Origin of the sequence: Rhizobium sp. GR12 (assembly GCF_036596185.1) — a bacterium.
In the GTDB taxonomy this organism is placed as follows: domain Bacteria; phylum Pseudomonadota; class Alphaproteobacteria; order Rhizobiales; family Rhizobiaceae; genus Agrobacterium; species Agrobacterium nepotum.
In genome coordinates, this window is sequence record NZ_JASXTH010000011.1 from 15,355 (window position 1) to 28,888 (window position 13,534).

The 13,534-nt window shown below is 57.2% G+C and carries 11 protein-coding genes and 1 pseudogene; 3 read left to right on the forward strand and 9 right to left on the reverse strand.

Going from position 1 to position 13,534, the window contains the following annotated elements:
- Nucleotides 1–7: 7 nt before the first annotated feature.
- The 3 genes from QSK43_RS19140 to QSK43_RS19150 form a co-directional block, all read right to left on the reverse strand.
- Complete coding sequence (locus QSK43_RS19140; RefSeq protein WP_332304771.1) at nt 8–2,155, reverse strand: mechanosensitive ion channel family protein; 2,148 nt, start codon at nt 2,153–2,155, stop codon at nt 8–10.
- Nucleotides 2,156–2,274: 119 nt separating this feature from the next.
- Nucleotides 2,275–3,651, reverse strand: a complete 1,377-nt coding sequence (locus QSK43_RS19145; RefSeq protein ID WP_332304772.1) for an aldehyde dehydrogenase family protein — start codon at nt 3,649–3,651, stop codon at nt 2,275–2,277.
- Between the two features lie 68 nt (nt 3,652–3,719).
- The gene (locus QSK43_RS19150) at nt 3,720–4,493 is read right to left on the reverse strand and encodes an SDR family oxidoreductase (RefSeq protein WP_332304773.1); all 774 of its coding nucleotides are present in this window, start codon (nt 4,491–4,493) and stop codon (nt 3,720–3,722) included.
- A gap of 144 nt (nt 4,494–4,637) precedes the next feature.
- Between QSK43_RS19150 and QSK43_RS19155 the strand changes: the two genes are divergently transcribed.
- Nucleotides 4,638–5,537: a LysR family transcriptional regulator gene (locus QSK43_RS19155; protein WP_332304774.1), complete on the forward strand. Its 900-nt coding sequence runs from the start codon at nt 4,638–4,640 to the stop codon at nt 5,535–5,537.
- A 20-nt stretch (nt 5,538–5,557) separates the two neighbouring features.
- On the opposite strand, the gene QSK43_RS19160 is transcribed toward QSK43_RS19155, so the two are convergent.
- The 5 genes from QSK43_RS19160 to QSK43_RS19180 form a co-directional block, all read right to left on the reverse strand.
- A complete protein-coding gene (locus QSK43_RS19160) occupies nt 5,558–5,995 on the reverse strand; it encodes a hypothetical protein (protein ID WP_332304775.1) in 438 nt (145 codons plus the stop codon).
- A 211-nt stretch (nt 5,996–6,206) separates the two neighbouring features.
- The gene (locus QSK43_RS19165; protein WP_332304776.1) at nt 6,207–6,533 is read right to left on the reverse strand and encodes a hypothetical protein; all 327 of its coding nucleotides are present in this window, start codon (nt 6,531–6,533) and stop codon (nt 6,207–6,209) included.
- A 27-nt stretch (nt 6,534–6,560) separates the two neighbouring features.
- Nucleotides 6,561–7,709, reverse strand: a complete 1,149-nt coding sequence (locus QSK43_RS19170) for an MFS transporter (RefSeq protein ID WP_332304777.1) — start codon at nt 7,707–7,709, stop codon at nt 6,561–6,563.
- Complete coding sequence (locus QSK43_RS19175; protein ID WP_332304778.1) at nt 7,706–9,058, reverse strand: HdeD family acid-resistance protein; 1,353 nt, start codon at nt 9,056–9,058, stop codon at nt 7,706–7,708. Before QSK43_RS19175 ends, QSK43_RS19170 begins: the two co-directional genes overlap by 4 nt.
- Before the next feature lie 14 nt (nt 9,059–9,072).
- The gene (locus QSK43_RS19180) at nt 9,073–9,816 is read right to left on the reverse strand and encodes a helix-turn-helix domain-containing protein (RefSeq protein WP_332304779.1); all 744 of its coding nucleotides are present in this window, start codon (nt 9,814–9,816) and stop codon (nt 9,073–9,075) included.
- 514 nt (nt 9,817–10,330) lie between these two features.
- On the opposite strand from QSK43_RS19180, the pseudogene QSK43_RS19185 reads away from it, so the two are divergent.
- Both QSK43_RS19185 and QSK43_RS19190 read left to right on the forward strand, forming a co-directional pair.
- Nucleotides 10,331–10,574: pseudogene (locus QSK43_RS19185) on the forward strand (IS30 family transposase); the annotation flags it as partial.
- 622 nt (nt 10,575–11,196) lie between these two features.
- Nucleotides 11,197–12,951, forward strand: coding sequence for a hypothetical protein (locus QSK43_RS19190; protein ID WP_332304780.1), 1,755 nt, complete (start codon nt 11,197–11,199; stop codon nt 12,949–12,951).
- A gap of 90 nt (nt 12,952–13,041) precedes the next feature.
- Here QSK43_RS19190 and QSK43_RS19195 read toward each other — a convergent pair whose 3' ends face one another.
- Nucleotides 13,042–13,527, reverse strand: a complete 486-nt coding sequence (locus tag QSK43_RS19195; protein WP_332304781.1) for a hypothetical protein — start codon at nt 13,525–13,527, stop codon at nt 13,042–13,044.
- Between the last annotated feature and the right edge of the window lie 7 nt (nt 13,528–13,534).

The following is a 13,534-nucleotide window of genomic DNA, read 5'->3' on the forward strand; positions in this document are numbered from 1 at the left end:
CCCCCAATCAGGCGGGTGCACTGGCCGTCCCCTTATCCGGTGACTGTGCTGACATCCCCGCCGCTGCAGCATCTGCCGCCGTGCCGGTACCCGAACGCACGGTGACGGCATTGGAAGCAAGTGAGAGCCCTGCTGCCTTGAACGCTGAAAGCAGTCGCTTCATGCCCTCACGCTTCAGAATGCTCGGATTGCCGGGACGGGACGTGAACTTGAAACGAACGACCATCGATGTTTCCGTGACAGTCTGGATCCCCTGCATTTTGAGGGGGACCAGGAACTCAGGCCCAAACTCCGGATCGTCCAGCATGGCGATCCCGACCTTCTTGGCAGTCTTGCGGATCAGCTCGGCGTCTGCGTCCCGCTCGAAGCGCAGCTCGAATTTGATCGTGCCCCAGTCACGACTGTAATTTGTCACTGAACCGATCTGGCCGAACGGGATGGTGTGGACAGGACCGTTGTGATGGCGCAGTCGGATGGACCGGAGCGAAATGTGCTCCACGGTACCCATCAGCCCACCGGTATCGATATACTCGCCAATTCGAAACGCATCGTCAGCAATAAAAAAGATACCGGAGACCACATCCTTTACCAGGGTCTGCGAACCGAAAGACAAGGCGAGCCCGAGAACACCAAACCCGGCAAGCAACGGCGCAACGTTGATGCCGGTGGACGACAGCACCAGAAGGGCGGCGATGGCGAGGACCGCGCCCAGCGTCAGATTCCGGATCACGGGCATGACCGTTGACATGCGGCTGGCCTGCTGCTTGTGCGCTTCGTCCTCTTCCTGTCCCGGAAGAGCGATGGCCGGCGGCGGTGCAATCGTATCGAAATACCGCCACAGACCACTGCACAGCGTCCAGCTTGCAACGACGGCGAGGCCGAGGCGCTCGAGCCACACGAACCAGCCGGTCACGACTGCCGTTTCGCCAGACATGAGCGGTTGCCAGAGAGCGACGATCAGGTGCAACCCGATCAGCCAGACCGCGCCGGAAACAGCGGTGCGAAGTCCCCACAACAGGGTGGAATGTAATCCGGCTTCACGGTTACGGGCAAAATGCCCGAGAAGCGACCATGAACCCAGCGCGATAAGAGGGACTGCGATCAGAACAATCTGTGTTGTTCCCGCCGCAAGGCTCCACGCGGCACTGTTCGGCGTTCCGGCAACCAGAAAGCCCGCGAGCCAGATCAGCAACGCCGAAACCGCATAGAAATCCGGCAGGATATATCCGGCAATCCGCCGGACAGCCCCCGCACTGGTGCCGATAAACGCATTTCTGATATCGCGCCGCCCGGTGATGAACCACCAGAGTTTCAGCAAGGTCAGAACGGTCGTCCCGATCAGAAACCAGCCTTCGATGGCACCCTTGTCGAGGTCGCGTGCATCGGCGAGCCTGACAGTTTCACCGACGAGCGAGCCGATGCCGCCGTAGGCAATCAACATAGCAAGATGCCAACGCGGCCGCGCAATTCTGATAAGCGGCTCGCCGCCGGAAAGCGGTGCGAGGAAAACTCTTCCGAACGCGGCGTAAAGCGCCGTCACGGTGGCGATTGTCACCAGACCCGCCGCGATCTGAAAGGACAATGTTCCCCCTTCCAGCAAAATGCGGAGACCAACATTGGCGACTGCGACCAATATCCCCACGGACACCAGATCCAATGCAAAACGTGTGATGGCGACCTTCATCCGGTCGGGAAGCGCCAGCCGGCCCTCGCGTGGACGCAATTTGCCAGGAACGATACGTCGGAACAGAGACGCGCCGAGCGCCCCCAAAACGATCGAAAGGACAGAAATGCCCAGGACGGTAAAGCCACCTCGTCCTTCGCCCCCGGTGAGCGCCCTTTCAGTATCTGAAAAAACACCTGCGATCCCTGACAAACCATTGAGCGCCAGCTTCGCTCCCCGGACAAAAGCTCTCGAAACCCCGCCCAGTGGCCCGGGCTCCGGTTCCATATCCGCCGTCGAAACCGGAGCAGCGGCCTGCGGAGCAGTGGCTTCCTTTGCGTCCTGCCATTGGACAGAGACGGTTCGCCCGGTCTGCGCGGCAGCGCCGAGCAACCGGCCGATCTCTGCATCGCTCTGGCTCTGCCGCAGAATAACCGTGATCGGCTGTTCCTGCGCGGACGCACCCGCCATAGTAAACAGAAGCGCGATCACGACGGCGCAGGCTACAAATACAGCCTTCCAGCACCGATTTCGCCGTTGCGAGCAAAACATCCATTGACGTTCCCCGGGTAAACACCCGCCCGCTGCAACAGTGTGTGCGATTTCCTCCCTCATGAAAACACGCTAAGATTTTTGGCGATATCCTTGCCGGCATAGGGCGGAAAGACATCGAGCTCGAGATCTGGATTGCCGATCAGCATCGCCTTGGTGTTGCTGAGCGCGTCGAACCCGGCCTTACCGTAATATTTGCCCATGCCGCTATTGCCGACGCCGCCGAACGGCAGGCTGTCGATCCAGCAATGCAGGTTGGTCTGGTTGATGCAACCGCCGCCAAACGAGAGCGATGCGAGCACATAATCAATCGTCGGCTGATCTTTACTGAAAATGTAGGCGGCGAGCGGCTTTGGCTTACGCTTCATGATCCCGACGATCTGCTTCAGGTCGCTGTAGGACATGACCGGCAGCACCGGGCCGAACACCTCCTGCTGCAACGCCGGATCGTCCCAGGTCGAGGGATAGAGAATGGTCGGCTCGACATAGCGCGCCGCGACGTCGTAGCGCCCGCCATGTACGACCTTTTCGGGCAGGATGTACGAGGCAACGCGCTGCGCATCGTGCTCGCTGATCATCCGCGCAAAGTCCGGGCTCTGACTCGGATCCTCGCCATACATTTTGACGATCGACGCCTTGAGCCTGGCGATGAAGGGCTCGGCCACGCTCTCGTGCACATAGACATAGCCCGGCGCGATGCACCATTGGCCGGAGATGGCGTTGTGGCCCCAGGCGATGCGGTCGGCGGCGATGTCGAGATTGGCAGTGGCGTCGACGATGGTCGGGTTCTGACCGCCGAGTTCAAGGATGACCGGCGTCAGGTTCTCGGCTGCGGCGCGCATCACCACCTTGCCCACCGCCGAGGAGCCGGTGAAGAAGATGAAGTCGAACGGCAGCTGCAGCAGCTCGCCGATCTCTTCGCGGCCGCCGGTGACGACCGCGACATTCTCCGGTTCAAAATATTGCGGCATCAGCCTGGCGAACAGTGCCGCCGTAGCCGGCGTCGTATTGGCGGGCTTGAGGATCACCGGGTTGCCGGCGGCGAGCGCGGCAAGAGCTGGATCGAGCAGCAGCAGGATCGGCGCGTTGAACGGGCCGATCACCAGCGTCACGCCATAGGGCTCCTTGTAGATGATGCCGCGATTGCCGGTCGCCTCCAGTCCTGCCGGGATCGGCTGCGGCTGCGGCGCCATCAGGTCGCGCAGGTTCTCGCGATAATATTTGATGACCCCGTTCGGCACGGTGATCTCGAACAACTGCTCGAAAGGCGGCTTGCCGAAATCCTGATAGAGCGCGGCGCACCAGGCCTCCTTGTTGTCGGCGAGCATCCGTTCCATGCGGTCGAGCTGGTCGATGCGCCAGTCATGGCTTTTGGTCGCGTCGCTCAGGAAATGCTCGCGCTGCGTGTCAAAGAGCAGCTGGTATCGGTTAGTCATGAGATGCTCCCGGAGCAGTGACAAGCAGAAAAGCGGAAGCGACCGGGTTGACCCGGCCGCTCTTCATATCACTTCGTGGTATAGCCACCATTGACCAAGATCGTCTGGCCGGTCATCCACCAGCCGTCCGAGACCATGAAACGGATATAGGGAACGATGTCCTCGATGTCGGTCAGGCCGGTCTTGGAAAAACCGGACAGCGCAGCCGCCGTCTTGTGATAGGCGACGGCGTCGGCTCCCTCGGCCGGATAGAAGAAGGGCGTGTCCATCGGACCTGGACCGATCGCCGTCACCGAGATGCCACGCGCGCCGAACTCCTTTGACGCCGCGCGCGTAAAGTGCTCGACCGGCGCCTTGGTGCCGGCATACGCTGCATAGAAAGGCGTAAAGGCACCAAGCAGCGACGTCACGACGTTGCAGACCTTGCCGTTATCGTTGAGGTGCTTGCCGGCCTCCTTGATGAAGAAGAAAGCTGATTTCGAGTTGACGGCTGACATCTCGTCATATTCGGCTTCCGAGATATCTACCATCGGCTTCTTCAGCACCTTGCCAACCGTGTTGATGGCGATGTCGATGCCACCCATCACCGCCTTGGCGTCTGCGAACAGCTTTTCGTTCGCGCCGGCTGTGGTGAGGTCGGCCTGGAAGGCAAATGCTTCCGCGCCGGCCGCCTTGATCGCAGCCACCGTTTCGTCGGCCGCTGGCTTCGTAGCACTAGTGTTGTAATGGACAGCCACCGCCTTCGCGCCCTGCGCGGCAAGATCGCGCGCAATCAGCCCGCCGAGGTTCTTCGCGCCACCGGCGATGAGAACGGTTTTTCCCTTGATGCTGTGATCGGTCATTCGTGTTGCCTCCTTGGGGCTTGCTTGGCGGTCACCTGCGTGCCCGCTTCCTGAAATGCACAATATCGTCTATGGATTCGTCATAAAGACTGTCATTCTGACATCACCTGTCAGAGATGACGGACAATCAAGAGAGTTAGCGCCTTGGACCGTATCGATCTCTTCCGCACCTTCACTCGCGTCGTCGAATGCGCCAGCTTCACCCGCGCTGCCGATACGCTCGGGCTGCCACGTTCGTCCGTCTCGGCAGCTGTGATCGAACTCGAAGCGCGCGTTGGCGCCCGCCTGCTGCACCGAACAACCCGAAAGGTCTCTCCCACGCAGGACGGCGCCGCCTTTTATGAACGCTGCCTGCGGTTGATCGACGATGTCGATGAGACGGAGGGGTTGTTCCGGCAGACGTCGGTCGGTCCAACGGGCAAACTGCGGATCGACGTGCCGGGCCGGATTGGTCGGTTGATCATCGCGCCTGCCTTGCCGGAGTTCCTGGATCGTCATCCTCAACTCGACATCGAACTTCGCGTTACCGACCGGGCCGTCAACCTCGTGGAGGACAGCATCGACTGCGTGCTGCGTGTCGGACCACTTAGCGATTCCGGCCTGATCGCACGCAGGATCGGCGATCTGCCGCTGATCAATGTCGCCAGCCCTGGTTACCTTGCTCAATACGGCACGCCCGCTACTCCGCACGATCTCGGGAACCATCTCGCTATCAATTATGCCTCGCCATCGACAGGTCGTGTCGAGGAATGGGAGTGGATCGAGGACGGTGAGGTTCGCAAATTGCCGATGCGCGGCCGCGTTACCGTCAACAGCGCCGAAGCTTACATTGCCTGCTGCATTGCCAGCCTCGGCCTCATCCAGATCCCGGCTTACGACATCAAGCACCACCTCGAAGCCGATGAACTTGTCGAGGTGATGCCAGGCCATCGGGCGGAGTCCATGCCGATGACGCTGCTCTATCCGCACCGCCAGCATCTCTCTCGCAGGCTCCAGGTGTTTGCAGATTGGCTGGAGCAGCTCCTGAAGCGTGAGGTGCTCTGACGGGAAGGTCAACGCATCCTTCAATCGTTGACCGCTGTAATCTTGATCAGATTCTTGTTCCCAACCCCCGAGAACCAAACTTCCCCGTCCCCGAACATCACGCCTTGCCAGTTGGCAAACACCGTCTCGTACGTTTGATTGGTGACGGCCTTTTTAACTTTCTCGGTGAAAATCCTGTCGTAGTCGGCGGCGAAGTGAGCTGCGTCGCGGATTTTGACAACCTTACCGTTGATCCTGGCGCCGAAAGGGTAATAAACCATCCCGGCAATCTTTTCTTTGTCTCCTGCAGCCACTGCCTTTTTCAGATCGTCGAAAAATTGCCGATACCGGACGTGCTCGCCAAAAAGCTGATCAAGCGACTTGTCCACCTCGGCCACTGTCTGAGCCATGCCGGACGTGACGGCGATCGGAGAGAAGAAAGTTGCGACAGCAAGGGCGATAGCGAGTTTCGGCGTCACTTTTGGACCTCCAGGGAAACGAACGAGCACCTCGAAAGAATTACCTGCCTCACCCCACAATACAACGAGGGTTGGGAAGAGGGAGCACAATTCAGCGCGATTTTGACAGATGATCACTTTCTGACATTTTCGGCTGCCTCATCGACGCTCAGCCCATCGACAGAGAATCAACACTGGGTCAATCAATGCTCTCGTTTGCGACAGAATACTCTCATGCAGATCCCTCTTTTCCGTGAGCATGCCGTTTCAAAGGCATGCCTGTGCGCCACCATTTCCAGAGATTCCCGACGATTTCGCGCGCGTTGGTCCGGTCGGGTGCACGCTGCACGTTTTCGTTTTCAACCGCTGCTGCAGCATGCACTCGTCGTAAGTCGGTGTTCCCGCTCAATGCCGAAGTTATCGCAGGCGCTCTGATGGGTTTTTCGGTCCAGACCGTCCAACCTCTTGCAACCGGCAAGGCAAGCACAAAACCGATAAACGCTATTGGCACGACGTATTTCCTGTCCCTGTCTTTTCCTTTTTCGAAGATGCTGTTCAACCCGTCATCTATACGGGTCCGCCCCTCTTACCGAGCGAAGTTGACACGCCGCTCCTGTGGCTTCACCCATGCAAAGAGCGCAAAACCAGCGCACGCAACCGCCGCAAACAATGCCAGGCCGTGCACGGTCATTTCCATCGCAAGGCCGCTTAGAAGCGGTCCGGCAAATGCCCCGACGCCCCAGGCAACGGACAGGAGCGCGTAGATGCTGATGAGCTCGCCACCTTCGTAGCAGTCGCCGAGTATTGCGATTGTCGTGGTATAGATACCCACGAAGGTGCCACCCCAGATGAACAGCAATGGATATGCGAGCCAAGCATGCGCCAGGGCGAACGGCCACATGATGGCCCCTGCCGCAGAAAAGCCTGCAAGGCACACAAGGAGCTTGTGCCGGTCCATGCGGTCTCCGAGCCACCCGATCGGCAATTGAGAGACGATAGAGCCAATGAGCAGGATGGTCAGCAAGACAGTTGCCGATTGCTCCGGCCAGCCAAGCCGAACGGCGTAGATCGGCAGAAGGCTCAGACCCGCTGCTTCAATGGCCGCATTCAGCGCTGCCGAAGCGACCGCGACCGGCACTAGCCGGAGAAAACGAAACAGGTTTTTCTCAGCCTCTCCTGACGCCACGGCCTCCTTCGGACGGCCGAATACCAGAAGAAGCAGGGCAAGAAAGGCACAGGCTCCCCCTATCAGGAACGCAAGGGATTCGTCTCGTCCCACCAGTGTAAGGATTGCCGGTCCGAGAGCGGTGCCACATGAGAGCGCGGTGACATAGATCGCAAGCATACGGCCCCTGGACGCCTCGTCGGCAAGTTGATTCAGCCAGCTTTCCGAAACCACGAATAAGGTTTCGGAGGCCGATCCGAGGGCGGCGCGGAGCGGAAACCAGAGCCACAAGACCGGGGCGAACGGAAAGCACATCAGCAAAGCCCCAGCAGCCGCAAGGGCCAATTTTGCAAGCCTTCCGAATCCAAGCTGCCGGAAAAGACGTGGCAGGAAAGGAGCTGCAGCCAGTACCCCAAGGGCATACATGGCGCCATTCAGGCCAATGAGGCCTTCAGAATATCCGGCTTCCTCCAGTTCAAGCGCGATCAGAGGTCCGCTCAGACCATAGGTCAGGCCGAAAATGGTGGCCGTCGCGACGATGACGGCGGATGTCCGCAGTAATTCCGTCATCTCGCTTTCTCCTGGCGTTCCGCCCGTTCTTCCCTGTACTCAAAGACCTTGCGCATATGCCGCGCGTTTCGGATTTTCCTGCGCCAGCGCTGCTCGCCATTCTCGACAATCTCATGCAACAGACGGGCATAGTCGAGCACCAGGCCCGGGGTCCACGTCATCGCTTCCGCCCGACCACGCACCACCCTCAACAGCCAGAATTGCGGATTGGACAACAGTACGAACAGATCGTGCAGGAGCCTTCCTTTGGACGATGCACCCTCTATGGCCGTATCCAGAACCTGGATGACAGTTGTCGAACAATTGCGTGCCGTCAGATTGTAGGTCTTGTCACGCGAATAAAGTGTCCAGAAGCGGCGCACCGCCTCGGGCCTGAATCGGTGGAACGTCACCTTCTGGTCAGGCATGCACCAGGCTGATGCTTCTTTTTCCAGAGACTCGTTGAAGCGGCCCTCCACGTCGTTTTCAGGTCCCGCGGACAGGAGCGCGCGAAAATCATCCGGGTTGTGGTCGATATCATTTGCCGGATAATGGCTGACATAGATATCCGGCCGCAGTTCAAGGGCAGCATGCCCCGTGGAAATGACACCGTTCTTGTCAACGGCGGCAATATAGCGATCGATCAGGATCCGCCGGTCCGGATCGGCGATGGAGCCCGTCGCCGTCCAGACCAGGACATTCAGCTCCTCCCCTTCCGAGTTCCATCTGTCCTCCACCGGAGAGATCACTGAAGGTATCATTCCCCCCTGCCAGTTGCGCGCGGCATAAAGGGGCAGCGCCATAACCGACCCCCCTTCCGGCAGATCCCGGAGCGGCAGGGCCAATCTGACGAGCGCATAACCGGAGGTCAGCAGCAAAAGCGCGAAGCAGAACGGTACAGTCAGCAGATGTGGTACAGGCCAGGACGCAAGGATGGCCGTTGCAAGCAGTATTTCGATACCGCCGGCCACAATTCCTATCCGCCAGCGAGAACTGTGAACCGTTAAAGCGGAACCAATCCGAAAAAGACCGTCTATCAGGAAAGCCGTTCCGAACACGATCGCTGCTCCGATGTTGCCGTCCCAAGGAACATTCAGCACCAGGAACGCGGCGAGCAGAAAGGCAACACCCCGGGCTGCGTCGATCCAATGCCGGCGAATACCGGATGACAGGGCGGCCAGGAACTCAACCAGACCTTCGATGGCAAGGAAGATGGCGAGCGTATCCAGAAGGATCCAGAGCCTGCCATCACTCAGATCGAACAGGATAGCCACACCGAACAGCATCCATATGACACCCGCCGCAGTGAGAATACGCCACACGGGCTTGAGGGCGGCGGGACCGAGAAGCAGGAAGAGAAGCTGGATCATTTTTCTGGGTTCCCTCAGTCGTCCATTCGGGTATGGCGAAGGGCGCTCGGCGTCAAAGCCCTGTACCGCTTCATCGCTGCGGTCATGTGGCTGTGATTGGCAAAGCCGGTTAGACTGGCGATAAGCGCCAATGGCATGTCGGTGGTCAACAACATCCGCTCCGCTGTCTCGATCCGCGTCACCAAAACGAACTTGTGAGGTGGCGATCCGGTCGTCTGCCGGAATGCACGAAGAAAATGGCTGGGCGAAAGATCGGCGATCCGGGCAAGCCGCTCAATCGAGAGCGGTTCTCCGATATGGGAACGAATGTAGTTTTCGACATCACGCCAGGTTTTAGGCGGCAGACCGCCCCGGCGCTGCGGGGACGGACCGTCCTGCAATGTCGAATAGTTTCGCAAGAGATATGTGGAGAAAACCGTGATCAGGGAATCAATATAGAGATGATTAGACGGCTCGCCGCTTCGAAACTCGTCACGGATGAGGTTGGCCAGCATCAGAGCTTTTTGATCCACGCATCCGGTCGTCGTCGGCCTGAATTCGAAATCGTCCCGCCCGAATTCAAGGCCGGCCAGCGTTGAGAGCCTGTCAGGCGCAAGCGCAAACAGCAGGTTCTCTTTCGTGGTTTTCCAGCGTGCAAACATCTCTGCCTTGACAGGGATAATCTCGACCGTTCCGATTGGAGCCATGAAGACCGACTTGCGGTCTGAATTAAGCGAACGGACGCGGTCTGGCTGCGGCGTCAGCAAGATAAGGGCCATATGAGACGGTGCAGAGAACCCGATCTCATTGGGCCCCGTTCGTGTATGCGTAACCGCGCCTGCCTGCGTCTCGATTTTTGGACCCCAGGCGTCAGGAACATCCCTCAGGAGTCCACTGGAAGAACCGTTCACAGTTGATACCCTTTCGTTCCGTTTCTATCTCGACTGGAGACTTATTGAGAACGATCAAGCAGCGCACCGATTACATATCGAGCGCCGAAAAATCTCACTAATCAACTGCCCCCACATTTTCGCCTTATATCAGATGCCGTTAAAAACTACCGCGCATTTATCAAAAAATGATCAAATTCCGCTCACCGATTGTTCGAAATCTCGCCGGATTCGCGTAATCCGCACGAGCGAGCCAAGCGAAAAAAACAGATGTTATTCTAGAGAGGCGCCGCCTTTCGGGAACCTGCTGGTGAATTGCCAATGACCGCCTGCAGTCGCCGGGAAATTTGCAAAAAGCTGCCAGACCATCATGCGGGTCCGCGATGAAGGTTCCGCTCCGTCGATCATAGCGTACGATTTCGGACAGATCTTGTTTCCGCTCCGTCTTCATCGGCTTTTCAAGCAGAAAGTCACGATCAACGAGATGGCCCCTCGGACGTCGCCGGTCGACTATCTATCGCGAGTGACGGCGACGACTGCGCAAGCTGCGGCGCCACCCGAATTTGCGTAAGCAGGTCATCAATCAACGGGAAGCACGCTGGTCGCCCGAGCAGATCGCTCGGCGCCTGCTATCGGAGGGATCCAGTCTCGGACAATCCAGCTCCTCCGCCACATTGTTTGTAGTGGGATACATTGTCCAAAACTGCTTACTTTATCGAAAACCGACTACAATCGGCGCAGTACAGTATTGAAACTTTCGAAATGCTTTGTGCCGGTGGGCCAATGAAATAAGCTATTTGACGAGCATGTGTCGGTTTCATCGATGATGGTAGCCGTGCATCATGTTGCTGGATATCAATTCGCAGCACCATCTTTGGGAACCGAATCCCGGGCTGATGGGCCGGAAACTGGACGTGTCCGGCGAAAGGATTAGATGAGGCGTTTCTTGTTCGTGTCGGCCTCTGGGATGTTGTTGGACTCCAGTGACGCAGGCTCTGCTGCAGCACAAAGCACAACTGGAGAAAACCAGACGCTTGACGGACTCTACGGCCGTCACAGATCCTCTCAGAAATATCTGGCCAGGCGACTGACACGTTTTCGATGAACGTCATTTCTGTATGTACCTCACGGTTTTCGCAGCAAAAACGACCGCGACGTCACCACGCTGGCTTCCCCTGCCGCACATCGACCAGAGCGCCGTTCGCAATGGTTCCTGCCGGTCCTGCTGCTTCTCTGCACGCCAGTACGCAACTGAATGAAATCAGAATAATGAACAATCCGACATTCAGACGCAAAAACATAAATAGCTTTGTTGCCTTGCAAAACGAGGACGCCATGAAGCGATGGAAACAGGAAGGCGAGCAACTCTCTAGGATTTTACAATCTAAAACTTTCGAAAATTCAGAGCGACTAAGAAAATTCTTAAATTATGTTGTCACAGAGACAATTGAAGGACGCGAAGACAAAATAAAATCCTACTCAATCGGAATAGAAGTCCTTAATCGAAACAGTGACTTTGATACAACTCACGACGGCATCGTACGCACGACGGCAAACCGGTTGAGGGCCGCACTCGAAAAATACTATCAAACGGAAGGTCGCGATGATCCGATTGTCATCTCCTTGCCAAGAGGACGATACCTTCCGGTTTTCATCGACAAGCTTTCTGCCCCGGATAACAAATCGCACGACGCCGAGCCAGTTTTCAGAACGGCACCTTCAATGGGCGTCGAGGTCGGCAACGTGGAGAAGATGGTTCGCCATTTTCTCGCCCATATCGCCGCAGGCATTTCACTCGCCGTTTTAGCCCTGTTTCTGGGATGGTTGCTGCTTTTTGGGCACGCCCCTCCATCCCGCCAGCCTCCCATCATTCTCATTCAGGCGACAACAGCACTGACCGACGACGAGCGTACTATCACGTTCGCACGCGGCTTCCCCGTTCGTCTGTCGAGCGCCATGGCATTTTATGACGTGAACAGCGTTGTCAGGGCCAGCGACTTTGCTGAAGCCCATAGCTATGCGGCTGATATCACCAGCCTGCGTAGTGTATATGTTGTCGCGAGCGAAGTTGGAGCAGATGCCGAAGGTCTTGCGCTGCATTGGCAGTTGGTCGATGCCAGAACCGGCGTCGTGCTCTGGTCTTCTAGAATCGCAAGGCAAAGTGATGGACGGTCCCTGGATATTCTGGTGCAGGAACTCGTGGGGGAAAATGCAGCGATCCGGTCTGCTGAGCAACGCAACTTGCCGACAGAACCGGTGGCGGGCTACGTCTGTGTAACACACAGTCTCAATAAACTCACAACGATGACGGATAGGGACCGTCTATGGATGTCCAAATGCTTGGCCGATACGGTGGGCGCACAACCAGACTATGCTGGGGCCTGGGCGTTGCTTGCCCTTGTTCGTATCGAAGACAGCATTGCAGAAGCTGCTCAAAACAATCGCGTAAGGAGCCAACTTCTTCTTGAAGAGGCCCGGAAATCCTACCAGAACTCTCAAAGATTGGCTCCTGCGTCCTGGCTGACACTCCGCGCCAAAATGATGCTGGAATTTCAGGCTGAGGATACAACGGGCTTTGAGACGTCAGCAATCAAGGCCTTGGCGGTGCTCCCCCAAAACGGGCGGGAGCGCGTGACAATCGCAAATCAGCTCTTTGCGTTTGGGGTTTATGAACAGGCAGAGACCATACTCAGGAAAACAATTGCGCTTATGACTGTTCCACAGCCGTCCGATTACACCTTTCTAGCAGCCGGCTTTTACTGGCGCGGGGCATATGACGATGCTTTGAAGCTACTGCGGGATCAACCGGTTCCTGATAGCACATTCTACTGGTGCTTGTTGTCCGCGGTCGCCGGCCAGATCAACGATCCACAGATAGCAAGAACTGCGCTGCGTTCACTGGAGCAGACCAGCCCGCGATTTTCAAATATCCTGGAGGTTGATCTGCGCAACCGGCACTTTCGTAGCGACTTCGTCAGCAAAATTCTGGCGGGATTCAACAAGGCCGTGAAAATTGCAGGTTAAAGGCTAAATTCTATTAAACCAGGCGTATGGGATTATTTTCAGACAAGCAGCCTTCATTCGGAATCTGCCGGATAAGCGGACGCACTTCTGTCAGGGACGAATGTTGTCCTGATTTGCAACGATGGAGCCGGGATCGCATTGCAGCCGCAGTTGCTCATTATCCTTCGTGTCGCTGCTGAAAGCGTCTATGGATTCGTAGACGCGGATTTCGGCTTCACGGATCTTTCCGTCGAGTTTCTTATCTTCCGTTACGAAGAACGAATAAACGTAGTTCTTGTTTGCTAAACCCACGCCCATTGCGAGGTCCGTTGGATGGCCAGCGACCGTGTCCTTGGTTGAGAAATAGTAGCCATCCGCTTCAAAATAGAGTTCTGCGGGCTTCGTTCCGACCACGTATGTATAATAATGGCTTTTGAGGCTCTTGTGACTTTCAGGATCTGCGATTTCGCAGAACTCGGCACGGGCGCTCGAACCCGCTATATCGCAGGCAAACAATGTCTGCCACGGCGGTAAGCAGTTGGCCTTGGCCGCAAACGGGAAAAGGGCCAAGACAATAGCGAGCAATCGACGTTTCATGAGCGGT